Source organism: Brumicola blandensis (assembly GCF_031846165.1).
GTDB classification, from domain to species: domain Bacteria; phylum Pseudomonadota; class Gammaproteobacteria; order Enterobacterales; family Alteromonadaceae; genus Glaciecola; species Glaciecola blandensis.
In genome coordinates this window covers 14822-38949 of record NZ_JAVRIE010000007.1, presented here as the reverse complement: position 1 = coordinate 38949, position 24128 = coordinate 14822, and the positions used below count along the sequence as shown (strand labels likewise).

At 43.1% G+C, this 24128-nt stretch carries 27 protein-coding genes; 18 read left to right on the top strand and 9 right to left on the bottom strand.

All coding sequences use genetic code 11. The features are described 5' to 3' along the window. The first annotated feature begins 103 nt into the window (after positions 1-103). From lpxD to RM544_RS15275, 11 genes are all read left to right on the top strand, one after another. Entirely contained in the window at positions 104-1123 is a 1020-nt protein-coding gene (gene lpxD / locus RM544_RS15325; protein WP_311362696.1) for a UDP-3-O-(3-hydroxymyristoyl)glucosamine N-acyltransferase, read from the top strand. Between the two features lie 51 nt (positions 1124-1174). Beyond that, positions 1175-2026, top strand: coding sequence for a M90 family metallopeptidase (locus RM544_RS15320; protein ID WP_311362695.1), 852 nt, complete (start codon positions 1175-1177; stop codon positions 2024-2026). A 150-nt stretch (positions 2027-2176) separates the two neighbouring features. Next, positions 2177-3433 carry a serine hydroxymethyltransferase gene (gene glyA / locus RM544_RS15315; protein ID WP_311362694.1) on the top strand — a complete coding sequence of 419 codons (1257 nt, stop codon included), beginning with the start codon at positions 2177-2179 and terminating at the stop codon, positions 3431-3433. Between the two features lie 190 nt (positions 3434-3623). Next, the gene (gene nrdR, locus RM544_RS15310; RefSeq protein ID WP_311362693.1) at positions 3624-4073 is read left to right on the top strand and encodes a transcriptional regulator NrdR; all 450 of its coding nucleotides are present in this window, start codon (positions 3624-3626) and stop codon (positions 4071-4073) included. After that, on the top strand, positions 4073-5245 hold the full coding sequence (gene ribD / locus RM544_RS15305; RefSeq protein ID WP_311362692.1) for a bifunctional diaminohydroxyphosphoribosylaminopyrimidine deaminase/5-amino-6-(5-phosphoribosylamino)uracil reductase RibD: 1173 nt from the start codon (positions 4073-4075) through the stop codon (positions 5243-5245). The genes nrdR and ribD overlap by 1 nt, the downstream gene beginning before the upstream one ends. Positions 5246-5273: 28 nt before the next feature. After that, positions 5274-5933, top strand: coding sequence for a riboflavin synthase (locus RM544_RS15300; protein WP_311362691.1), 660 nt, complete (start codon positions 5274-5276; stop codon positions 5931-5933). A 60-nt stretch (positions 5934-5993) separates the two neighbouring features. Then, positions 5994-7100, top strand: a complete 1107-nt coding sequence (ribBA, locus tag RM544_RS15295) for a bifunctional 3,4-dihydroxy-2-butanone-4-phosphate synthase/GTP cyclohydrolase II (RefSeq protein WP_311362690.1) — start codon at positions 5994-5996, stop codon at positions 7098-7100. Positions 7101-7169: 69 nt separating this feature from the next. Then, entirely contained in the window at positions 7170-7646 is a 477-nt protein-coding gene (gene ribH / locus RM544_RS15290; protein ID WP_311362689.1) for a 6,7-dimethyl-8-ribityllumazine synthase, read from the top strand. After that, on the top strand, positions 7647-8069 hold the full coding sequence (gene nusB, locus RM544_RS15285; protein ID WP_311362688.1) for a transcription antitermination factor NusB: 423 nt from the start codon (positions 7647-7649) through the stop codon (positions 8067-8069). Positions 8070-8072: 3 nt separating this feature from the next. Beyond that, positions 8073-9047, top strand: a complete 975-nt coding sequence (thiL, locus tag RM544_RS15280; protein ID WP_311362687.1) for a thiamine-phosphate kinase — start codon at positions 8073-8075, stop codon at positions 9045-9047. Beyond that, complete coding sequence (locus RM544_RS15275; RefSeq protein WP_311362686.1) at positions 9047-9541, top strand: phosphatidylglycerophosphatase A family protein; 495 nt, start codon at positions 9047-9049, stop codon at positions 9539-9541. Before thiL ends, RM544_RS15275 begins: the two co-directional genes overlap by 1 nt. Positions 9542-9562: 21 nt before the next feature. Here RM544_RS15275 and dxs read toward each other — a convergent pair whose 3' ends face one another. The 3 genes from dxs to xseB all read right to left on the bottom strand — a co-directional run bounded on the left by dxs (position 9563) and on the right by xseB (position 12680). Continuing rightward, complete coding sequence (dxs, locus tag RM544_RS15270; protein WP_311362685.1) at positions 9563-11425, bottom strand: 1-deoxy-D-xylulose-5-phosphate synthase; 1863 nt, start codon at positions 11423-11425, stop codon at positions 9563-9565. Between the two features lie 124 nt (positions 11426-11549). After that, positions 11550-12440: a (2E,6E)-farnesyl diphosphate synthase gene (ispA, locus tag RM544_RS15265; RefSeq protein ID WP_311362684.1), complete on the bottom strand. Its 891-nt coding sequence runs from the start codon at positions 12438-12440 to the stop codon at positions 11550-11552. A 6-nt stretch (positions 12441-12446) separates the two neighbouring features. Further along, positions 12447-12680: an exodeoxyribonuclease VII small subunit gene (gene xseB, locus RM544_RS15260; protein WP_311362683.1), complete on the bottom strand. Its 234-nt coding sequence runs from the start codon at positions 12678-12680 to the stop codon at positions 12447-12449. 274 nt (positions 12681-12954) lie between these two features. Between xseB and pomA the strand changes: the two genes are divergently transcribed. Together pomA and RM544_RS15250 are read left to right on the top strand one after the other, a co-directional pair. Continuing rightward, positions 12955-13716: a flagellar motor protein PomA gene (gene pomA, locus RM544_RS15255; RefSeq protein WP_311362682.1), complete on the top strand. Its 762-nt coding sequence runs from the start codon at positions 12955-12957 to the stop codon at positions 13714-13716. Beyond that, on the top strand, positions 13716-14654 hold the full coding sequence (locus RM544_RS15250) for a flagellar motor protein MotB (protein WP_311362681.1): 939 nt from the start codon (positions 13716-13718) through the stop codon (positions 14652-14654). Before pomA ends, RM544_RS15250 begins: the two co-directional genes overlap by 1 nt. A 38-nt stretch (positions 14655-14692) precedes the next feature. On the opposite strand, the gene RM544_RS15245 is transcribed toward RM544_RS15250, so the two are convergent. The 5 genes from RM544_RS15245 to RM544_RS15225 are packed head-to-tail and all read right to left on the bottom strand — an operon-like array spanning position 14693 to position 19134. Beyond that, complete coding sequence (locus RM544_RS15245) at positions 14693-15949, bottom strand: cyclopropane-fatty-acyl-phospholipid synthase family protein (protein ID WP_311362680.1); 1257 nt, start codon at positions 15947-15949, stop codon at positions 14693-14695. 14 nt (positions 15950-15963) lie between these two features. Beyond that, on the bottom strand, positions 15964-16695 hold the full coding sequence (locus RM544_RS15240; protein WP_311362679.1) for a DUF1365 domain-containing protein: 732 nt from the start codon (positions 16693-16695) through the stop codon (positions 15964-15966). Continuing rightward, complete coding sequence (locus tag RM544_RS15235; RefSeq protein WP_311362678.1) at positions 16692-17972, bottom strand: NAD(P)/FAD-dependent oxidoreductase; 1281 nt, start codon at positions 17970-17972, stop codon at positions 16692-16694. Before RM544_RS15235 ends, RM544_RS15240 begins: the two co-directional genes overlap by 4 nt. Further along, entirely contained in the window at positions 17972-18712 is a 741-nt protein-coding gene (locus tag RM544_RS15230) for an SDR family NAD(P)-dependent oxidoreductase (RefSeq protein ID WP_311362677.1), read from the bottom strand. The genes RM544_RS15235 and RM544_RS15230 overlap by 1 nt, the downstream gene beginning before the upstream one ends. After that, positions 18712-19134: a nuclear transport factor 2 family protein gene (locus RM544_RS15225; RefSeq protein WP_311362676.1), complete on the bottom strand. Its 423-nt coding sequence runs from the start codon at positions 19132-19134 to the stop codon at positions 18712-18714. Before RM544_RS15225 ends, RM544_RS15230 begins: the two co-directional genes overlap by 1 nt. A 154-nt stretch (positions 19135-19288) precedes the next feature. Here RM544_RS15225 and RM544_RS15220 point away from each other — a divergent pair, with 154 nt between their 5' ends. The 3 genes from RM544_RS15220 (at position 19289) to RM544_RS15210 (ending at position 21221) form a co-directional block, all read left to right on the top strand. Next, a complete protein-coding gene (locus tag RM544_RS15220; protein WP_311362675.1) occupies positions 19289-19855 on the top strand; it encodes an LON peptidase substrate-binding domain-containing protein in 567 nt (188 codons plus the stop codon). 93 nt (positions 19856-19948) lie between these two features. Beyond that, the gene (locus RM544_RS15215) at positions 19949-20563 is read left to right on the top strand and encodes a sigma-70 family RNA polymerase sigma factor (protein WP_311362674.1); all 615 of its coding nucleotides are present in this window, start codon (positions 19949-19951) and stop codon (positions 20561-20563) included. Further along, on the top strand, positions 20556-21221 hold the full coding sequence (locus RM544_RS15210) for a ChrR family anti-sigma-E factor (protein WP_311362673.1): 666 nt from the start codon (positions 20556-20558) through the stop codon (positions 21219-21221). The genes RM544_RS15215 and RM544_RS15210 overlap by 8 nt, the downstream gene beginning before the upstream one ends. A gap of 85 nt (positions 21222-21306) precedes the next feature. On the opposite strand, the gene RM544_RS15205 is transcribed toward RM544_RS15210, so the two are convergent. Further along, a complete protein-coding gene (locus RM544_RS15205; RefSeq protein WP_311362672.1) occupies positions 21307-22074 on the bottom strand; it encodes an outer membrane protein assembly factor BamD in 768 nt (255 codons plus the stop codon). A gap of 247 nt (positions 22075-22321) precedes the next feature. Here RM544_RS15205 and rluD point away from each other — a divergent pair, with 247 nt between their 5' ends. After that, positions 22322-23302, top strand: coding sequence for a 23S rRNA pseudouridine(1911/1915/1917) synthase RluD (rluD, locus tag RM544_RS15200; RefSeq protein ID WP_311362671.1), 981 nt, complete (start codon positions 22322-22324; stop codon positions 23300-23302). Further along, positions 23302-24060, top strand: coding sequence for a peptidoglycan editing factor PgeF (gene pgeF / locus RM544_RS15195; RefSeq protein ID WP_311362670.1), 759 nt, complete (start codon positions 23302-23304; stop codon positions 24058-24060). Before rluD ends, pgeF begins: the two co-directional genes overlap by 1 nt. The last annotated feature ends 68 nt before the right edge of the window (positions 24061-24128 follow it).

Here is a 24128-nt window from a genome sequence, read left to right as displayed (position 1 = left end):
TGGGGATTGTAAGGACATTACAAACTAAGTGCTAGCAAATATCTGTGATATCATCGCAAAAAATTCAAGCTTCATCAGTAATAAAATAAGAAAAAGGACAACTATGCCAAAGTCTTTCACTTTACAAGCACTTGTAGACCAAATTGGTGGCGAATTACAGGGCGATCCTAACACGACAATTCATAGCATGGGCACATTAGAAGGCGCTAGTTCAGGCCAACTATCTTTTCTATCAAACAGCAAATATAAAACCGTTTTGTCTGAGACTAAAGCCAGCGCTGTTATTCTGAAAGCTGATGATGCCGAGCATTGCCAAGTAGATAAAATTATTCACAGTGATCCTTATGTTGCTTTTGCCAAAGCGGCGCAATTGCTAGATTCAACGCCAGTTCAAGCTGCTGGCATTTCACCTCTAGCTAGCGTTCATGAAACCGCGACTATTGGGAGTAACGCAAGTATCGCAGCGGGCGTTGTCATCGATAAAAATGTTCGCATTGGCGACAATGCGCGAATCGGAGCGAACTCATACATTGGTGAAGAAGCACAGATTGGTGATGATTTGCACTTGCGAGCAAATGTGACCCTTTACCATAGAGTTGACATTGGCAACCGAGTATCCATTCACAGCGGCACAGTCATTGGATCAGATGGTTTTGGCTACGCCAATGACAAAGGCACTTGGGTAAAGATCCCACAAACTGGAACGGTAGTGATCGGTGATGATTGTGAGATAGGTGCCAATACTTGTATTGACAGAGGCGCACTCGACAATACCATTATTGGTAGAGACGTGATTATTGATAATTTAGTCCAAATAGCGCACAACGTGACTATTGGAGATCACTCATGTATTTGCGGCGGTACCGGCATTGCTGGTAGCGCCAATATTGGTAAATATGTCGTGGTAGCAGGCACCTGCGTAATTAATGGGCACATCGATATCTGCGATAAAGTACAAATTACCGGCTTTAGTATGGTGACAAAATCGATTACGGAGCCAGGTGTGTATTCTTCCGGTATGCCAGTACAAAGCAATCGAGATTGGCAACGCAACACCGTCAGACTTAGACAGATAGACAAACTCGTTGATCGAGTGAAAACCTTGGAAAATCTACAAAAGTAGAACAAGCTTAGGTGACAGGCGTTTCAATATTGGTTCGCAAAGGGAATGGACATGCTTGCTTGGATAAAATCACTGCTTACATTATTTTCTTCTTCTCGAAAAGAGATAGCAGAAAGTAGTCCCCCGACAGCTTGGCAGCCAGAATGGACTGAGTTTTTGCTTGCCAAAGTGGCCTTTTATCGCGTCCTTCATGCTGAGGATAGACTGTTGTTCAATCAGCGTGTGCTTCTTTTTCTTAGCACAACAGCGATTGAAGGTGGACAACTTGTGGTTAGCGATAACGATCGTCTGTTGGTAGCAGCGAGCGCAATCATTCCCGTTTGGGGCTTTAAGCAGTGGCATTATTTTAACTTAAAAACAGTGTATCTGTTGCCTGCCGCATTTAATGAAAATATTGAATTTGGTCGGCCTGACTCTCTTATTACCGGTATGGTTGGTACCGGTCGAATGGCTAATAAACTCGTCCTTAGCCGTTCTGCTCTGTATCTTGGTTTTGAAAATACCCAAGATAAACAAAATGTGGGTATCCATGAGTTTGTTCATCTTATCGATATGATGGACGGTGAATGTGATGGCTACCCTGAGCGTTTAAAAGCGCATTCATTTTCGATCCCTTGGTTTGAATTAGTCGGTGAGAAAATTGAAGCTATTCACGCACGAAAGAGTAATATTCGTGAATATGGAGCGACCAATAGAGCTGAGTTTTTTGCCGTTGCCTCTGAATACTTTTTTGAGCGACCTAAAATGCTCAAGAAAAAACACCCACGCTTATTTGAAAAGCTAGAAAAATTCTATCAGCAGGATATTTTGCAAATTGAACAAGACTTGCAGCCAAAACGAAATGCGCCTTGCCCCTGCGGCAGCGCGAAGAAGTATAAGCGCTGTTGCCTACCCACAAGTTAGTCAAAGAAACTGAGTCGTAAAACCCACTACGTCTACGCTTTACGTTTAAGTATATTTAATTCCAATAAAGCGCTATACAAGTGCGTCAAAATGCTTAAAATATCGACCTTGAAAAAAGTACCCGCAGTTAAGGCTCATCAGGAGAACCGCATGCTATCTAGTAACATGAACATAGGCGAATTCGACCCAGAATTAGCAGCCGCAATCGAAAAAGAAAATCAACGTCAAGAACATCATATTGAGTTAATTGCATCAGAAAACTATTGCAGCCCACGGGTTATGGAAGCTCAAGGTTCTCAACTAACGAACAAATATGCTGAAGGTTACCCTGGCAAGCGTTATTACGGTGGTTGTGAGTTTGTCGACATTGCTGAAGATTTGGCGATTGAGAGAGCGAAGCAATTGTTCGATTGCGATTACGCAAACGTTCAGCCTCATTCGGGTTCACAAGCGAACACTGCAGTATTCATGGCACTCATCGAAGCAAATGATACTGTTTTGGGTATGAGCCTTTCAGACGGTGGTCACTTGACCCATGGTTCTCATGTTAACTTTTCGGGTAAAACGTACAATGCGGTTCAGTACGGTTTGCACCCAGAAACAGGTATTATCGATTATGATCAGGTTGAAGCTTTGGCTATCGAACACAAGCCTAAACTTATCATTGGTGGTTTTTCAGCTTACTCTGGTATCGTCGATTGGGCTCGCTTCCGCGAGATAGCGGATAAAGTGGGTGCTTACCTATTGGTTGATATGGCTCACGTTGCTGGTTTAGTCGCAGCAGGTGTTTACCCAAGCCCACTTCCACACGCACATGTAGTTACAACAACGACGCATAAAACCTTAGCGGGTCCTCGCGGTGGTCTCATCTTGTCTGCTTGTGGTGATGAAGCCTTGTACAAAAAGTTCAACAGCTCTGTATTCCCAGGTAACCAAGGCGGACCTTTGTGTCACGTGATCGCTGCTAAAGCGGTTGCATTTAAAGAAGCGCTTGAGCCAGAGTTCAAGTCTTATCAACAACAAGTGCTTAAAAATGCAAAAGCAATGGTTGCGGTTATGCAAGAACGTGGATATAACATTGTGTCGAATGGCACTGACAACCATTTATTCTTGTTAGACCTTATTGATAAAGACATCACAGGTAAAGACGCAGATGCTGCTTTGGGCAATGCAAATATTACTGTGAATAAGAATTCAGTGCCAAATGATCCGCGTTCACCATTCGTTACCAGTGGTTTGCGAATCGGGACTCCTGCTATTACACGCAGAGGTTTTATGGAAGCCGAAGCTGGACAAGTCGCAAGCTGGATATGTGATGTTTTAGATAATATGGGTGATGATTCGGTCATTACTAAAGTGAAAGCAGAAGTCGTTGAATTATGTGAACGCTTCCCTGTTTATGCCTAAGTAAAAACACTCGGGTCTTTGTGCGGCACAGTATTGTTTTTATTGCTATAATGCGCACAAGCTAGCTAATTGAAAAACCGGACTAGTCCGGTTTTTCTGTTTTTAAGTCTTAGAGAAACACAAGCTGTTCTCTCTAAGCAGATATTTGGTTGCACCGCTAATTTATGCGGTTAGCAGGGAGTTTATCTACATGTTTTGTCCATTTTGTTCCGCACAGGAAACCAAAGTTATCGATTCGCGTTTAGTTGCAGACGGAGCTCAGGTGCGTAGACGTCGTCAGTGCCTTGAGTGTCATGAGCGCTATACGACCTTCGAAATTGCTGAGCTAGTAATGCCGCGAGTGGTCAAAAGAGATGGTTCAAGAGAGCCATTTAATGAGGATAAACTGCGCGCTGGCTTACAACGAGCCTTAGAAAAAAGGCCAGTAAGCACTGAACAAGTTGAGAACTGTATTGTGAGGATAAAATCCGCTTTACGAGCTACGGGCGAACGAGAAATTAATAGTGAGTTGGTTGGAAGCCTAATTATGGATGCTCTCAAAGAGCTTGATAAAGTCGCCTATGTAAGATTTGCGTCGGTTTATCGCTCCTTTGAAGACATACGTGAATTTGGTGAAGAAATCGCAAAATTAGGTGACTAATGCCCCAGTTTTCTGCAAGTGACGCAAAATGGATGGCGCTAGCAATTCAATTGGCGCGCAAAGGAAGGTTCTCAACAACACCTAATCCTATGGTGGGATGCGTGATAGTGAGTGCCGATGGCGTTCTGTTGGGCAAGGGCTATCATCAAAAAGCAGGTCAGGGACACGCTGAAGTCAATGCCCTTATTGATGCTGGCTTTACACCGCATCGAGGAGCAGCCAGTTCAGCGCAGCAGTCATCAGAGCCGCCTCCAACCGATGGTTCTACTGTCTACGTTACACTTGAACCTTGCAGCCACACTGGCCGCACACCACCTTGTGCAAATGCATTGATTGAAGCAAAAGTTGGGCGTGTTGTCATCGCCAGTATCGACACTAACCCCTTAGTGAAAAATCGAGGCGTCGCGATGTTACGCGAGGCTGGCATTATTGTTGAAACCGGTTTAATGGACACCTTAGCAACAGATATGAATGTCGCCTTCAATTATCGTATGCAACATCATCTACCTTGGGTTTGCGTAAAGCTTGCGTGTAGTTTGGACGGCAGAACTGCCCTAGAGAATGGTAAAAGCAAGTGGATCACTAGTTCAGAATCACGCTTAGATGTGCAGCAGGAAAGAGCCAGTGCTTGTGCTATTTTGAGTGGTGCGGATACAATCATTGCGGATGATCCTCAATTGAACGTGCGCGAAGCTGAATTACAAGAAACCACAAAAACGCGCTTTTCAAAAAGACAAAAGCAGCCTTTGCGAGTGATAATCGATGGTAAGAATCGTTTAAATAGTCGCTACAATCTGTTTAATGATGGCCAAGAGGTCTTAGTATTTAATACTGAACATAACCCACAACTTAAAGAAGCCAATTGTCAGCAAATACAGCTCAATAAGAAAGGCGATTTTGTAGATTTAAAAGAAGTCATGAATAACCTGGCTGCTTTGCAAATTAATCGTATTTGGACGGAAGCCGGGCCCAGCTTGTGCGGCGCGCTATTTGAACAGGGTTTAGTGAATGAATTTGTCTTGTATCAAGCACCCATGTTATTGGGAAATAAAGCGAAGGGTACAATTAATATTCACAGTCTAACCGAGCTCGATGATGCGATCGCTCTAGAGTCATTAGAAATAACTCAGCTTGGAAACGATCTAAAGCGGCGATTTAGAGTTAAAAGCTAGCAAGCAATAGAAGATAAGGATTAGAAATATGTTTACCGGCATTATAGAGGCCTTAGGCACGATTAAGTCTCTGGTTAATCATGGAGATGACATACGCTTGACCGTTGAGACGGGCAAGCTCGATATGAGCGATGTCGCATTAGGTGATAGTATTGCGACAAATGGGGTCTGCCTGACGGTCGTCGACTTTGGTGAACATTATTACAGTGTTGATGTGTCGGCTGAGACAATAAAATATACTGGATTTGCTAACTACTCGAATGGGAGTAAGGTGAATTTAGAAAAAGCCATGCGAGCAGATACGCGCTTTGGTGGGCATATTGTTAGTGGTCACGTTGACGGGGTGGGAGAAGTCATCGAAGTTAATGATCACCAGAGATACGTAGAAGTATGGGTGAAAGCGCCAGATGAGCTTGCAAAATATATCGCCCACAAAGGCTCCATTACGGTAGACGGTGTTAGCCTGACTGTAAATGAAGTCAAGGGAGCCGCATTTATGCTCTGGTTAATCCCACACACTCTGCAAGAAACAATTATAGGTGAGTACAAAAAGGGAACCAAAGTAAACCTAGAAGTAGACGTCGTGGCACGCTACTTAGAACGTTTAATGCTAGGCGATAAAGCGGCGGATGCTGAAAAGTCTGATATCAGCATGTCATTTTTAGCCGAACATGGTTACTTAAAGTAGCGCCATAAACACAAAAAATAACGTACCAAAACACACAACACAAACACGAAGAGAGCAAAGATGGCTTTAAACACAACCCAAGAGATAATTGAAGATATCAAACAAGGTAAAATGGTTATCTTGATGGATGACGAAGATCGCGAAAACGAGGGCGATCTCATCATGGCTGGTGAACATGTTACTCCTGAAGCAATTAACTTCATGGTCACGCACGCCAGAGGCCTAGTTTGTTTACCCATGACAGCTGAGCGCTGCAAATTGCTCAAGTTGCCCTTGATGGTAGACAATAACAATGCTCAATTCTCAACTAACTTTACAGTGTCAATCGAAGCTGCAGAGGGTGTTACAACCGGAATATCTGCCGCAGATAGAGCGCGCACTGTGCTGGCTGCAGTGAGTAAAACAGCTGAAGCAAAAGATATTGTGCAACCCGGTCACATCTTTCCTTTGATTGCTAAAGAAGGTGGCGTCTTAAATCGTGCTGGTCATACTGAAGCCGGTGTCGACTTGGCCAGGTTAGCGGGCTGCGAACCCGCATCTGTCATTGTCGAAATTTTGAATGAAGATGGCACGATGGCGCGCAGACCAGAGTTAGAGGTGTTTGCTAAAAAGCATGATTTGAAAATTGGTACGATTGCCGATTTGATTGAATATCGAAACTTAAACGAAACGACCATAGAAAAGGTGGCCACTTGCCAGCTTCCAACTGCCTATGGCGATTTTGAGCTGATTACCTTTAAAGATGTTATCGATGAGCAAATTCATTTTGCCTTGAAAAAAGGTGACATCAAAGAAGATGAACCAACACTGGTAAGAGTGCATTTACACAACACACTCAGCGATCTTTTAAGTTCTACCAGAGCGGTTAATCGCTCTATGCCCCTATCAGCCTCAATGCAGCGAATTAATGATGAAGGCGGGGTTTTGGTATTGCTAGGTAAGAAAGAAGATATTGTATCGCAAGTTAAACAGTTTCAAGCCGAAGACAATGATGAGGTAGCGCAAGGCAAAGCTTGGCAAGGTTCTTCTCGTACCGTTGGTGTTGGGAGTCAAATCTTAGCCAGCTTAGGGATAAAGAAAATGCGCTTGTTAAGTAAACCAATTAAATATTCGGCACTATCGGGCTTTGGCCTAGAGGTCGTTGAATATGTGTATGATGAAAAATAACCCTTTTTAAACGAATATTTTCCGAGCGACTTATGATATACTTCGCGCCGATTTTTTTGGAGAGCAAAAATGATAGAAATTGAAGGTAACATCCGAGCGACAGGTAAGAAATTTGCAATTGTCGTTGCGCGTTTTAATAGCTTTGTAGTCGAGAGCTTATTAGATGGTGCACTTGACACTTTAGACCGTCATGGCGAAGTGAATACAGATGACATCACTGTTGTTCGTGTACCTGGTGCTTACGAATTACCTATTGTTGCTAAAAAGCTCGCAGAAAAGAAACAATACGACGGTATTATCGCTTTAGGTGCGGTTATACGCGGTGGGACGCCTCATTTCGATTTCGTTGCTGGTGAATGTAATAAAGGCCTTGCTCAAGTATCGCTTGATGCTGGTATTCCAGTAGCGTTTGGTGTCATTACCACCGACAGCATCGAACAAGCTATTGAACGCTCGGGTACCAAAGCCGGAAATAAAGGTTCTGAAGCTGCTTTAAGCGCGCTAGAAATGGTTAACGTTATTAGTGCTATCGAAGAGGCAAAATAAGTGAAACCTGCAGCTCGCCGCAAGGCTAGAGAACTCGCTGTACAAGGCCTGTACGGTTGGCAAATGAGTGGCAATCCAATTGAGCAAATCGAATTAGGTATTGCCACTACAAACGACATGAGCAAAGTCGATATGGACTATTTTCAAGCGCTACTTCGCGGTGTTGCTCAGCGGACTGAAGAACTTGATACAGCCATTAAGCCTTATCTTGGTCGTTTGCCAGAAGAGTTAGACCCAGTTGAGAAAGCCATTTTGCGATTATCCACGCTAGAGTTGTTAGAGCGTTTCGACACACCATTCAAAGTGGTGATCAATGAATCTATCGAACTAGCCAAAACGTTTGGTGCAGAAGAAAGTCACAAATTCATCAATGGTGTTTTAGATAAAGCAGTGAAGACATTAAGAAAAGGCGAAAGAAGCTAAATTTTGAAAGAATTTGACTTAATATCAAATCACTTTTCGAAAGGTGGTTTTCAGCGTAAAGATGTCTTGATCGGTATCGGCGATGATGCTGCTGTCACCAGAGTACCAAGTGGACAGTGTTTAGTGACCACAACGGATACCATGGTTGAAGGTGTACATTTTCTTGCTGGTACTCAACCAGAAGCCATTGCTCATAAACTCGTCGCGGTAAATTTAAGCGATTTATCAGCGATGGGCGCAGAGCCTGCATGGGTGAGTTTGTCTTTATCACTACCACAAATTGATCCAGCATGGATAAAGGCTTTCTCAGAGAAGCTGCACAGTTTGAGTGAATATTTTTCTTTTCAACTAATTGGTGGTGATACTGTCCAAGGCCCTTTGAGTATTACCCTAACAGCCCAAGGTTTTATACCAGAGGACAATCAAATCACTCGTGCTGGCGCGCAGGCGGGTGATTGGATAATGGTTACGGGATGCTTAGGTGATGCAGGCGTCGGTCTTGATATATTGAAAGGTTTGCGCCAAGTGGAAAACCTTGAACAAGCGTCTTACCTAAAGAACCGTCATTGGTATCCTACACCAAGAGTCCTAGCTGGCACTACGATGCGTCGTATTGCAAGCTCATGCATAGATTTGTCAGATGGGCTTGTACAAGACATACAACATATTACAGCGGCCTCTCAAGTAGGTGTTCTTATTCATCTTGATAAACTACCTATTTCAGAAGCCTTGGGTGAAAATGTTGATAATCTGCTTGACGCAATCACTTACGCAGCCACCGCTGGTGATGATTACGAACTCTTATTCACTGTACCGGAAGAACAAAGAGTGAATATAGAAACAGCCCTATCAAGCTATGACATACCCGTGACCTGCATAGGTCAAGTGACCGGAGCAGTAGGTAAAGTTGATCTTAGAATTGATGAAAAGCCTTTTAAGTTTTCTGCCTCGGCAAAAGGTTTTGAGCACTTCTCCTAATGGATAAAGTACTTCGCGCAAGAGTGAGTATGAAAAATCCAGTGCACTTTTTGGCCCTAGGCTTCGGTACAGGTTTAATTCCTTTAATGCCTGGTACTTTCGGGTCATTGGCAGCCATTCCTCTTCTTATCGCTATGGCTTACGTTAATTTGTATGCCTTTATTGGCATCACGATAGTTAGCTTTTTAGTCGGTATTTACCTATGCGGTAAAACGGCGAGAGATATGCGTATGCATGATCATGGCTCTATTGTTTGGGATGAGATCGCCGGAATGATGGTGTGTTTTATTGCGGTGCCAATCTCACCGATTACTCTAGTCTTGGGTTTCGTACTATTTCGCTTTTTTGATATCTTAAAGCCGTGGCCCATTCGTGTGTTTGATAAAAAAGTACATGGTGGGTTTGGTATTATGATTGATGATATCGTCGCAGGGGCTATGGCATGTTTATGCTTGCATGCCATTGTTTATTTCACACCAGTCCCATTAGTTTAGCTTCCTTTTAGTACCTAAAGTCTAGGCTAGAAAGTCTTTTACCTGCGCAACGATACCATCGGAATCAATTTTCAGTTCTTTGTACATCTCTTGCTGAGTGCCTTGCATAACAAACTCATCGGGTAAACCTAATTGTAGTAAGTTTGGTGTGAGCTTGTGTTTAAATAAGGCCTCCGCTACTGCACTGCCAGCGCCTCCAGCAATAGCACCGTCTTCTAAGCTCACTAACAATGTATGTTGCTCAGCCAGTTCTACGAGCATGCCTTCGTCTAAAGGCTTGGCAAAGCGCATATCTACCAAGGTTGCTCCAAGTGCCTTTGCGGCCTCCTTCGCATATGGCATTAGCGTTCCGAAATTCAGGATTGCAACTTTCTCACCGTCGCTGAGTTTCTTGGCTTTTCCAATTTCGATGGCCTCCATTTCACCAGTGGCATCGATACCAGAGCCAGAACCTCGTGGATACCTTACTGCAGCTGGTTGTTGAGCGATATGCCCCGTATACAACATATTTCTGCATTCAAGCTCGTCGGAAGGAGTCATGATGAGCATATTTGGAATACAGCGCAAGAAGCTGATATCAAAGGCTCCCTGATGTGTTGGTCCATCGGCACCTACTAGACCGGCTCTATCAATTGCAAAGAGCACAGGTAGATTTTGCAAAGCCACATCATGAATGAGTTGGTCATATGCTCGTTGAAGGAAAGTAGAGTAAATTGCCACAATAGCGTTCTTACCTTCTCTCGCCATACCGGCAGCTAGAGTCACAGAGTGCTGCTCTGCAATCGCTACATCAAAATACTGTTCAGGGAAGCGCTGAGAAAACTCAACCATACCAGAGCCTTCCCTCATAGCAGGGGTAATTGCCATTAAGTCTGCATCTTTCTCAGCCATCTCACATAACCACTTACCAAAAATGGCTGAGAAGTTAGGTGAGCTAGGTGCTGATTTGGGTAACTTCTGCTCTAGATGATTGAACTTAGGCACGGCGTGCCACTTAATTGGGTCTTGTTCGGCTAACTCATAGCCTTTCCCTTTCTTGGTCACGACATGCAAAATTTTAGGGCCTGACATTTTACGCATGTTTGAAAGTGTATCTACCATGCCCGCAACATCATGTCCGTCAATAGGGCCGAAGTAATTAAAGCCAAGTTCCTCGAAGATCGTACCAGGCACGACCATACCTTTGATATGCTCTTCTGCGCGACTCGCAAACTCTTTGATCGGAGGGACAGTACTTAGCAGCTTCTTGCCACCATCTCTGATGGAATTGAAAAAGTTACCTGTCAGTAAACGGGCCAAATGGCTATTCAGTGCACCGACATTCTCCGAGATAGACATTTCATTGTCGTTCAATATGACAACCATATCTTTAGCGATGTCACCTGCATGATTTAAAGCTTCAAATGCCATCCCTGCGGTTAAAGCGCCATCGCCGATTACTGCGACCACCTTACGTCCTTTGTCCTCTTTTTCTGCGGCTATTGCCATGCCCAAAGCAGCACTAATAGAAGTAGATGAGTGTCCAACAGCAAAAGTATCGTATTCACTCTCAGGCGGCCAAGGAAAGGGGTGTAATCCGCCTTTTTGACGAATGCTTGTCATGCGATCACGGCGACCAGTCAGAATTTTATGGGGATATGCTTGGTGGCCCACATCCCAAATAAGACGATCGAAGGGGGTGTTGTAAACATAATGCAAAGCGACGGTTAATTCGACTGTGCCTAATCCAGACGCGAAATGGCCACTACTTTGACTGACGCTATCAAGCAAATAGCGGCGTAATTCATTGGCTATTTTGGTCAGCGATTCCTTTGGCTGTTTTCTTAGCTCTTCAGGTATGTTCGCTTTTGCCAAATTAGGGTAGTTAGCTAAATCTAGTGTCATGTATGTTTTGTCTTCTGTCGTTACTGCATCAACTTCGCTAATTATAACAGTATTCTGCGAATATTATGTTGCGGCTTTAATGATTATTTTACCTAAAAAGGTGCTTGTTGCGCTAATTATGAAACTAATTGTTTCGAGTCACCAGATAATCGGTAAAAGCGACTAAGTTCTCGGTGTCATATGGCAACGAATGTAAGGCTTGTAGCGCTTCATGATGTAATTTCTGCAGAAAGCTTTGAGAGCCTTCTAAGCCCAAGTGTGACACAAAGGTGTTTTTATCAAGTTCAGAATCCGAACCTTGCGGTTTACCTAAGGTTTCGCTATCTGATACAACATCCAGAATATCATCTTGTACTTGAAATGCTAAACCGATGGTGCGTGCATAACTCTGTAATGTGCTGATGTGCTGAACATCGACATCGGGCGCTAAAGCCGCACCAATAGAAACACATGCTTCTAGTAGAGCCCCTGTTTTCAAACGGTGTAATTCTGTCAGTGCATCTAGTGAGATAGTGTTACCAGTCGCCATTAAGTCGATACTTTGGCCAGCGCACATGCCGTTAAGACCTGAAGCATGAGCGAGAATTCGACTTACTTCCAAACGTTTATTCTCCGCTTTTTCTGAAAGAGGGTGGTTCAACACAATTTCAAAAGCCAAGGTTTGTAAGGCATCACCTGCGAGTATTGCGGTTGCCTCACCAAATTTAATATGGTTTGTTGGCTTGCCTCTTCGTAAAGCATCATCATCCATCGCTGGCAAGTCGTCATGAATAAGTGAATAAGCATGCACGCACTCAATTGCCATACTCGCAACATCTAAATCATCTTTTTGTGCACCTAGCATATCGCCTACTAAAGTAAGTAGAAGCGGACGCATTCTTTTCCCGCCTGCAAATAAGCTATATTGCATTGCCGCAGATAATTCTTCCGCAATTAAGCACTGCTGAGATATGAACTGGGTCAGTTTATCGTCAATTCTTTGCTGCAATGCTGCTTGAATATCATGAACTTGCATCTGGTTCTATGGCTCTTCAGCTTCAAATTCTTCTAAGCTTTCGCCACCATTCGATTGCATCAATATTTGCACTTTTTGCTCGGCAGCTTTCAATTGCTGCTGGCTTTGCCTGGCAAGTTGAATACCGCGTTCAAATTTCTTCAATGACTCTTCCAGTGGAATGTCACCTTTTTCCATCTCGGTCACAATTTGTTCTAGTTCTAGCATTGCCGCTTCAAACGTTGTTTTTTGTTCAGTCATTGGACTTATTATTTTCCTCTAAAAGCATTGGCAGAACCATAACTGAGGCGGTTTATAAGGTCAACGAGTTTCCACCTATTTGACGATAATTCCATATAAAATGTAGCTTCACACATAAAGCTTTAATGGGAATTGCCGTTAACGCTATAGACAGCTTAAAACTGTTCAAAATACAAAGGTATTAAACTTGATACCGCGATTTTTTAAGTAGGCGGTAGACTTCACATCCGAGTGAATTTCTTCAGATAAACAGCAGGCATTTTAGGAGCGACAGGTGGATTTAGCTACCCTTATAGGCATGATTGGCGCAATTGGCTTTGTCTTAATGGCAATGATCCTTGGCGGTGATTTAGGTATGTTCTTCAATGTACCTTCAGTCTTGATCGTTTTTGGTGGTTCAATTTTCGTTGTTTTATCACAATATCCACTCGCTCAGTTTCTTGGCGCTGGAAAGGTGGCCGGAAAGGCTTTCATGTTCAAAATTCAGAGCCCAGAGGAACTGATCGAAAAGATCGTTGAGATGGCAGATGCTGCTAGAAAAGGCGGCTTTTTAGCATTGGAAGAGGCGCAAATAGATAACTCCTTTATGCAAAAGGGAGTTGACATGTTAGTTGATGGTCACGATGTTGACGTTGTCCGAACGACCATGGGTAAAGATATTATCAACACTTCTGAGCGCCATGATGCTGGCTCTGTTATTTTTAAATCATTGGGCGATGTTGCGCCTGCAATGGGAATGATTGGTACATTGATTGGTCTGGTAGCCATGCTATCAAATATGGATGATCCAAAAGCAATCGGTCCCGCAATGGCTGTTGCATTGTTAACTACCCTTTATGGCGCTTTCTTAGCAAACATCGTATGTTTGCCAATTGCCTTTAAATTAAGTGTCAGAGCGGCTGAAGAAAAGTTGAACCAGAGTCTTATATTGGATGGTATTCTAGGTATTGCTGATGGCCAAAACCCGCGTGTCATTGAAGGTGTACTAAAAGGTTACATCGCCGAAGGTAAGCGTGCTTCTGGAGAGACAGAGTAGTGGATGACGAATGCCCAAAATGTCCCCCCGAAGGGCTACCCGCTTGGATGGGGACGTTTGCTGACTTAATGTCTTTATTGATGTGCTTCTTTGTACTGTTACTTTCATTCTCTGAAATGGACGTGAAGAAGTTTAAACAAATAGCGGGCTCAATGAAGTTTGCTTTTGGTGTGCAAAACAAAATCGAACTAAAAGATATTCCCAAAGGTACCAGTGTGATTGCTATGGAGTTCAGACCAGGCAAGCCCGACCCAACACCAATTGAAACCGTGCAGCAAATTACCCAAGAAATTACAAAGCCAATGCTGAACTTCCAAGATGGCGAGGAAGATAATGCGGGTGGTAGACAGAAACAAAGAGGTACTTTCCGCGGCGGTCAATCGTCACAAACGGCGAATCAGGTTGCGGCAGCTGCAGCGTCAGCTTCCACCAAAGAACAAACCGAACAAAACACAAAGAAAGTGGAAGATCTCCTTCAAAAGGAAATCAAAGATGGTGCTGTGGATGTTGAAAATCTTGGACAGCAGATCGTTATTCGTATTCGTGAAAACGGTTCATTTTCAGCTGGCTCTGCATTCTTGCAACCGCAATTTAAGCCGGTCATACGCAGCATTGGTGAATTACTGGCTGAAATGCCTGGTGAAATAGAAGTTACCGGGCACAGCGACAGCATCAACATTTCTAACGAGTTATACCGTTCTAACTGGGACTTATCTGCACAGCGAGCCGTTGCAGTGGCAGAAGAGTTAAGAAGAGCGCCAGGGTTTGATGAAGCGCGTATGAAAATAGTTGGTAAAGCAGCTACGCAACCAATGGAAGAAGAAGACACTCCTGAGGCCAGAAGCAAAAATCGTCGAGTCGAGATTTCAGTCATGCAAGGCAAACCGAAATATGCTGAGCCTATTTCGGTATTACCTGGCACCGAACCAGAACAGTAAATGTTAAAAAAGCCCTGACTCCAGGGCTATCTATTCACCTATGCGCGATCCAGTTCAGCTCGATAGTGAGGTTTACTCAGCACCAACTGTACTGTACTGATAGCACGCTCTAAAAAACCACCTTCACAATAGTTCAAATAGTACTGCCACATTCTAGCAAAACGTTCATCATAACCATCTGCTTCCAGTGCTTGCTTGTTCTCATTAAATGCGGTGTGCCAATCTCTCAAGGTCTTAGCGTAATCCAAACCAATGTCGTGTAGGTCTCGAATATTCATATCGGTGTTCTTTTTCAAAAACTGATTGATGGCTAATTGAGAAGGTAAAAAGCCACCTGGGAAGATATGCTTTTGAATAAAGTCGACGCTATTTGAGTAACTGTCATAACGACGATCATCGATAGTAATCGCCTGTAACACCATTAAACCTTGCGGTTTAAGAAGGCTAGAACATTTTTCAAAGAAGTTTGGCAGGTAGGCTTTGCCAACCGCTTCAATCATCTCGATCGACACTAATTTGTCGAACTTGCCTTCAAGCAGGCGATAGTCTTTCTTTAGTAGTGTAATTTTGTCTTCTAGTTGTTCTTTCGCTACCCAGTCCTGAGCATAGGCATACTGTTCATCTGAGATAGTGGTGGTTGTGACTCTACAGCCATAGTGTTTTGCCGCGAATATTGCTAAACCGCCCCAACCAGTGCCTATTTCAATAAGGTGGTCGCTGGGTGTTAACTGCAACTTATCACAGATTGATCTCAGTTTATTTTCCTGCGCCTCGGCCAGAGTGGCGTTTGCGTCTGGATAAATAGCTGCAGAATACATCATGGAATCGTCTAAAAACTTAGTGTAAAGCTTATTTCCAAGATCGTAGTGAGCTGAGATGTTTTTCTTCGCTTGGTCTCGGCTATTTCTGCGCATGAAGTGTTGTACTTTCATGACAGGCATCGTTACCCATTTAAACTTATTTTCCCATTCGTCGAGCGTACTTAAATTACGAGCAAAAATTCTGATTACATTGGTCAGGTTTGGCGTTGTCCACCAACCTTCTGTAAAAGTTTCACCAGATGCAACGCTACCACCGAGCAATAATTTTTTGTAGGCACGGGTGTCAATAATATTAACTTCAGCGTGTAAGTCTTGGTCTGGATCGCCACACTGGGCGACCAAGTGTCCATTTTCGGTTAGTGTTAAGTGACCCTCAGGCATATTCTGTAACGCTTTTACAAATAGACTACGGTAGGTCTTGTCCATAAATGACATTGAATCTGAATTGGGAAGTGTTTGTTCACCATGTGACATATTTAATCCTTACCTCATGGGTGCATATAAATTGGTACGCGTTTAAAGAATAGCTTAAGAGCTTGCCAGTAAATGCCAGCGACAGTTTTGATAGTCATGCTGGGAATGGATAACAAGGCGCTACGTAATGTTTGACTGTTTAGTGGTTGCAAGTCCATATCTAATGCTGCTTCGAAATGCTTTGTATCCTTTATACAAGCTAAATGCAGATTTAGCTTACTTGCGGGTTGTTTGATTCGCCACTGATACTGCATGTCCATCGGGTTGAATGGTGAAACATGAAAAGCTTTGTCGTTGTTTTCTTGTTTAGCTAAGTCTACTAAATAATGGTGACGTTTATTCCAAGGAGTATTGCTCACTTCAGCTAGCATGTGTGTGAAATATCCTTGTTTATTACGCAGATAGTAGAAGTTCACTGGGCTAAAATACCACCCAAATGTTCTTATTTGGCCAAGAAAAAACACCTCACCTTCAAGGTGGCTGCCATGAAGCTCATTCATTCGCTGCAATACGGCTTCTTCAATCGGTAAAGTGGGCTCACCTAAAAAGTCTGGTCGTAAAAACTTAACAGGACTGAACCCTTTTTGCTCGGTTGAAAATCCACGAACTCGCTCATTCAATGTCGGGAGTTCGCTTAGCTTGAGCCAATACAGATAAATACGATAGTTAAAGCGGTGTATTTTTGGCACAAAGCGCTGATGATGCACTATGCCGTGATAAATACCAGACTCTAGCGTTTCGCTCACAGGCTTGCTCCAAACCTTTCGCAAACATCAAGCGCACTGCGTACACCGTCTTCATGAAAGCCGTTATACCAATAAGCGCCGCAAAAATGGATGCCTTCTTTGCCGCAAATTAATTCGCGTTGCTCCTGAGCAGAGACCATAGCAGGGCTAAACTGAGGGTGAGCGTAATGGTACGTACCGAGAATCTTCGCTGGATCAATTGCCGCAGTGTTATTCAGACTGACACAGAACGTGGTATCGCTATTCAGTCTTTGTAAGATATTCATATTGTATGTGATCGCCGCTGGTCTGGTGGATTCAGAAGCAGCCCCCTCTATCTCATAGTTCCAACTAGCCCATGCAAGCGGCCGCTCTGGCAATATACTTGTGTCAGTGTGCATAACGACTTCATTCATAGAGTAGGGGATTTCACTCAACACTGCCGAGTAGCTATCGAGGTCAAGTTCACTGGATGCATCGGAACTTAGAATTTCTAAGGCCTGATCACTGTGACAAGCGAAAACGACTTCATCAAATGTCTGTGCATTTTCACCGCTAGTGACTATAAACTTTCCATCTTTTTGCGATACGCTTTGAACGGGTGAGTTGAGTAAGATTTTATCTTTGAATGATGCTGTCAACGGACCAATATATTCGCTGGAGCCGCCGATGAGCGTGCACCATTGAGGGCGATTAGTAATATTGAGCAGTCCATGGTTATTAAAAAACTTAAGGAAAAAGGCTAATGGAAAATTCGCTGAAGCTTCTAAGCTAGTGGACCAAATTGCAGCGCACATCGGGAGGATGTAATTTTGCGTAAAAACATCACTGAGTTTGTGCTGTTTTATAAAATCAGCAAGCGTTATATTGTCAGTCGACCTTTGATTTTCAATATGAGCTTTGCAAAGTTTATTAAATTTTACAATATCAAGCACTAGACGCCAAAATGCTGGCCTAAATATATTGCGTCGCTGAGCAAACAAACTGTTGATGGTGTTCCCATTGTACTCCATTTTGGTTTTCAGGTTCTTAACACTGAAACTCATTTCGGTCGCTTGAGTTGGAACACCTAGTGTACTGAGTAGCTTTATGAAGTTGGGATAAGTCCAATCGTTGTAGACAATAAACCCTGTATCAATTGCATATTCCTTACCGTCTACTTCGACTTTCTTAGTTGCTGTATGGCCGCCGATATAATCGTTGGCTTCGTATACAGTAATATTATGTTCTTTATTCAATAAATAGGCTGTTGTTAAGCCTGATATCCCAGTGCCAACGATGGCAACGCGCTTTGTCATTATTTTTTGTTCCTAGCTTTCCGTGGTTTCTGTCTCATACCAATGCAGAGTTTACGCTGAACGGATTCAGGTAAAAGGTTTAATAGGCGAACGATAAAACTAAACCGACGCGGGAAATAAACGCTCGACCGAGACTTAAATATCCCATCTAGCATATATTTTGCTGCATCATCAGCACTTATCACCATTGGCATTGGAAAGTCGTTTTTGTCAGTAAGAGGCGTCTTTACGAAGCCCGGAGATAAAGTTTGTACTTTAATTCCTTTATTTGCTAAATCCACTTCAAAGCTTTTCGCCATGTAGTTCAGCGCTGCTTTACTAGCACCGTATGCTTGGCTGCGTGGAAATGGCAATAGCCTAGCTAAGCTATCAACGAAAACGATTTTATTTCCTTTTTCCAATTTAGGCAGTAGGCCCGCAATCATATTTACAACCCCAAATACGTTTGCATCGAACACGCGTTTGAACATGTCTGGTTCGAGTTCAGGTAAGTCTACGTATTCGCAAGTACCAGCGTTAAGCACAGCAATGTCGCATTTAACATCAGCCAGTGCCTTTTTTGTCTCTTCTTCATTAGTAACGTCGAACTTGCAGGTTTGGATGCAAGGTAATTTCTCAAGCTCAGCAAGCTTGTCTTCGTTTCTTCCACATGCGATGACTTGGTGGCCGGATTGTGCGGCTAGTTTTGCGAGCGCCTCTCCTATACCCGAGGTTGCACCTGTTATTAATATTGTCGTCATTAGCTCAAAGCCCTTTTTATTTTCTTTATTAATCGACCGATGAGTGGGATATTCTCATACACCATCTGACCCAAGTCGTAATAATCTCGGTGGTAAACGACACGGTCGTCAGCTATTTTTAACATCGTAATACCGTCAACGGCGATTGGCTTTCCCTTGTTCATGCGCGACGATGTGAATACCATTTGCCACGTGACTACATGATTGTTTGTCTTTGTTTCTTGGATTTCATGTATGTTGAATGTGCAGTACTTCGCGTTGTGCAGCAGTTTTGAAAAGTAATCCTCAACCGCGTTGATGCCTTCATGAGCAGCTATTGGGTCGATAAATACAACATCGTTGCTGTAAACGCTGGCAAGCTGTTCTATTTTCATCGACGCTAAATCTGTGTAGAACGATTCAAATTTTTGTATTGCGGTCATGTTGTTCTAAATTTCGAAATGATAGTGATTGTACCCTTCTGTTTACAGTTGAGATCAGGATATTAATTATTTTTAATTTTAAACAATTCGATCTATTTATCCTTCATCCCGTAATGAAAGTGTAGTTCAAATTTATTGAGTTAAGAAAACATTTATGAAAGTTCCATTATTTCCACTGTCATCACATATTCTTCCCGAGGGGAGAATGGCCTTACGCATCTTCGAGCCCAGGTATACTCGCATGGTAAAAGAAGCCTGCGAAAGCAACGGTGGATTCGTGATATGTATGTTGAATGCAAAGGGAGATAAAACGCTCAACACTCATATCTTTCCTACGGGAACGTATTGCAAAGTGATTGATTTTGATGTCCTTGAGGATGGTCTTTTAGGGATTACGGTAGAAGGCCAGTACTGCGTCAGCATAAACGACATTGAAACCGAAAAAGATGAACTCCGAGTGGCGAGTTGCGAGCCGGTGGATGTATGGCAGTGTAACTTTGACATTAATGAACTGAGCCCAATGAATGAGCGACTTGGTGAGATATTTGAAACTTATCAGGAAGTTAGCGGTTTATACGACCAGGTCAAGCTAGACGACCCATTGTGGGTGATTAATCGGTGGTTAGAATTGCTGCCGGTTGATGCAGAACAAAAGCAGCATTTTCTCGCGCAAAAAGACTGCAAAAAGATTGTTGCGTATCTTTCACAGCTAATTGAGTAATCGTAATTACAGCCAACAGAAAGAATTTAATAAGTGATCTTTCTTAATCACGATTCGTATACTACAGTAATCAATACGACAGGACTGAATTGAATGCTAATCGGAATTCCATTGGAAAATAACAAGCCAGACGTTCGAAAGCCTAAAGATTGTGCGGCTGAGATGTCTGCTCACCTAGATACAGTAGCAAAAAAACGATGCAAAGCTTCGTTTGCCAAAGTGTTCGGCTACTTTGCCCCTCGCTTGCGTTCGTATGCCCTCAAACAAATGGGGAATGAGGCAATCGCAATGGAGCTTGTGCAAGATACAATGTCAAACGTTTGGCAAAAGGCACACCTGTTTAACGCAGAGAAAGGTTCTCCATCTACTTGGATTTTTACTATCGCAAGAAACATCCGCTTTGACATGTTGCGTAAATTGCAGAACCGAAAAGAAGATGTATGTTCCGATGATCTGTGGCCAATATTGTGCGAGCAAACAGCAGATCCAAAAGAGACATCGCTCGAAGAAAAGATAACCTTAGAGCAAGTCGGTGAATTGTTTGATGAGTTGCCAGCGAAGCAGAAAGCAGTCATTGAGGCAATTTATATCGATGGAAAGTCACAACAAGAAGTTGCTGACGAATTAGAAATTCCTTTGGGCACAGTAAAGTCTCGAACAAGACTTGCGCTTCAAAGATTGAAGGACATGTTAGCAACACATGATTAAGTTTCATCCCAGCATCCAGCAACTCAGCCAGTTCGCAGACGGGACACTATCGTCTACTGAAGCACTTATTGTTTCAGCACACTGCGATATGTGTTCTCAATGTCGAAACAAGCTTGAGTTATACATAGAAGCGAATGCCGAAGTGGCGTTTCCCGAAACAATTGACAGCACTGAAAGTGAATTTTCTGGCATGCTAGAGATGATCACTTCTCAGGAAGTTGATGCGGGTATTCAAGTCACTCCTAAGAACCATATCATCGATTTGGATGGAAAGACGTTTGAGTTACCTCGTACCTTAACGCGTTTTGCTGATTCAATCGGGAACTGGTCCCATCTTGTAGGTAAACTATGGCAAGCGCCTGTTGATATCGGTGGTGACACCGTTGCCAACTTCATTTACATGGAGAAGGGCGGGAGCGTACCTGAACATACTCACCGTGGTAGCGAAATGACCCTAGTCATAAATGGTGAGTTCAGTGACGGTATATCAGAATACGACACTGGTGACTTCATGGTCATGAATGGCGAGCACAAGCACAGCCCAAGTACGCAAGCAGATGAAGGCTGTTTGGTATTTAGTATCGTTGATAAACCTCTTCACTTTACTTCGGGTTGGGCTAGATTGATAAATCCATTTAGCCATTTGTTCTTCAAATAATATCTGAAGAATGTTGATCAAAAAAAAACACGTCATTTGACGTGTTTTTTTGTTTGAGAGCCATCATGTTGGTGACGGCTTTTGCTTAATCTAAGAATTCACTATCCGGATAATTTAAACGCAGCGTACGCATCGTGTTTTCTTTAAGTTCGGTAAGGTTTAACTGATCATAACTTGACACCATTACCTCAAGTGCAGGTTGCACTTGACTTGTATCAGGGAAGTTCTCGATCACATATCGACCCCGGTTTGCCGCGGCAACATAGGCTTGGCGACGCATATAGAAACGAGCAACCGCAATCTCATACTTCGCCAAACGGTTTTTGATATGTAACATACGCTCTCTTGCGTCGGCAGCATATTTACTATTTGGGTACTTCTGAATTAATCGACGGAAATCCTCGAACGCTTCTTTTGATTTCGAAGGATCACGGTCATCACGGTCGACGCCAAGTAACTCTTGAAACAAATTGTTATCCAATTCCATGTTTGTGACACCACGCATAAAGTACGCATAGTCAACATCGGCGTGGTTAGGATTCAAGCGTACAAAGCGATCGATCGTTGCTAAGGCTTGGTCAGGCTTTCCACCTTTGTAGTATGAATAGATCAGATCAAGTTGTACTTGGTGTGAGTGTGCACCAAAGGGATACTTCGAATCGATTAGGCCGAGAATTTGAGAAGCTTGGGCAAAGTTGCCTACCGACATACTGTCTCTTGCATCGGTATATAAGGCTTGTACGCCCTGATTAGCAACCGCTTGGATTTGCTCTTCTTCAGATGATGCGCAACCACCTAAAGTAAAAATTGATGCGGCTAATATTGCTACGCCTGTTTTTTTCGTGAATTTCATTGAATTCGATTTACCTTTCTATTTATAACTGAGGTTTATAATTCTTGCTCTATCATGGCTAGTTTCAAGTAACTCGCTATGGTCGCATACTCTCTTGCGTCATATTCTACACTAAGCTTTATTTACTGTCTTATTTAAACTCAGGCAGAGTGAATAATTTGCTCTTTTCGCGATTCATGACATTCTCTGGTTATACTCTTGCGCTTGTATTGGTATAATGACCGCTATTCTTAATTAAGCGAAACCTATGCCAGCCAATAATATACAAATTGATCTTTCTGCAGAAGTAGCAGAAACGATGTTCGATAAAAGACTAGACCAATGTTTAGCGCTTTTGTTCCCTGAATATTCACGTTCAAAGCTAAAAGAGTGGATTTTAGCTGATTACGTCCTTGTTGATGGCGAAGTAGTCAACACGCCTCGTCTCAAGCTAAAGAGCGGGGAGCTGATCGAAATAAAAGCGACCCAAGAAGTTCAGGTAACGAACACTCCACAAGATATCGATTTAGATATTGTGTTCGAAGATGAGCACATCATAATTATTAACAAACATGCTGGTTTAGTCGTTCACCCAGGTGCTGGTAATCAAGATGGTACATTACTGAATGCTTTATTGGCTAAAGTACCAAATATCGATCAAGTACCTCGGGCTGGGATAGTGCATCGTCTCGACAAAGATACGACTGGTTTAATGGTTGTTGCTAAAACCTTGCCTGCCCAAACTAGCTTAGTTGAACAACTTCAGTCACGAAGCATGGGGCGAGAATATGAAGCTCTCGTCATGGGCACAATGGTCGCAGGTGGCGTGGTAGATGAGCCCATTGGTCGGCACCCGAATAAGCGTACTTCCATGGCTGTGTCTGAAGCGGGGAAAGAAGCAGTTACTCACTACCGTGTTAAAGAAAAGTTTCGTGCCTATACCTATTTACGCTTAAAGCTAGAAAGTGGCAGAACTCACCAAATCCGTGTTCACATGTCACATATTAAGCATCCTTTGGTCGGTGATACTTTATATGGTGGGCGCCCACGTTTACCGAAACATGCCAGTGAATCCTTTGTGAATACGCTTCGTGGATTTAAACGTCAAGCTTTACATGCTGCGCAATTGTCACTCACTCATCCAATCAGCCAGGAAGAAATGACATTTCAAGCGCCACTACCTGAAGATTTTGTCAACTTGCTTGCAGAAGTACGTGAAGACACCAAGATTAATGGTATCGATATATAGTGGAGCTTATTCACGCAGAGTGGCCTTTACGTGACAAAGTCATTTGCTGTAGTACGACAGTAAATGGCGGCGTCAGCAAGGGCCCTTATGCTAGCTTGAACCTTGGGGCCCATGTTGGTGACGATGCAGCCAATGTTACTGAAAATCGTCAACGCCTAAATAGTTACCTTTCAAAACAACTTCCATACATCAAGCCAGTTCATTGGCTGAATCAAACTCACAGTACGAAGTGTGTTTCCTTAGAAGCTTCGTCAAATGACAAGCTTAATATACCGATATCTGCAGATGCAGCATATTCACAGAGTAAAGCGCAGCCTTGTGTCGTAATGACAGCTGACTGCATGGCGATAATGCTAGTAGATGCAGCGGGAACACAAATTGCTGCTGTGCATGCCGGCTGGAGAGGGTTGATTGATGGTGTGATTGAAAACACCTTGGGTCAATTTATATGTCAGAAAGCTGATATTTATGCTTGGTTTGCACCTGCTATTTCCGCTTCGAACTTTGAAGTCGGGCATGATGTTGCGGATTTATTTGGTGCATATCCAGAATCGCTCTCAAGTTGCGACCAAGAAAACAAGTATCTATTAGATTTGCAGCTAGTTGCCAGTCAAAAACTCACAGCCGTTGGTGTCAAGCATCAGTATTTTGCAAATATGTGCACTTATTTAAGCGGCAATCTATTCTCTCATCGCAGAACGACGCACCAAAACTTCAAAGCCTGCGGGCGAATGGCAAACTTGATCGTAATCAAATGATTGACAATTGAATAAGAAATAAACTTGAAAGTTGTCTTATTCGCCACCAAATACTAATCATACAAGTA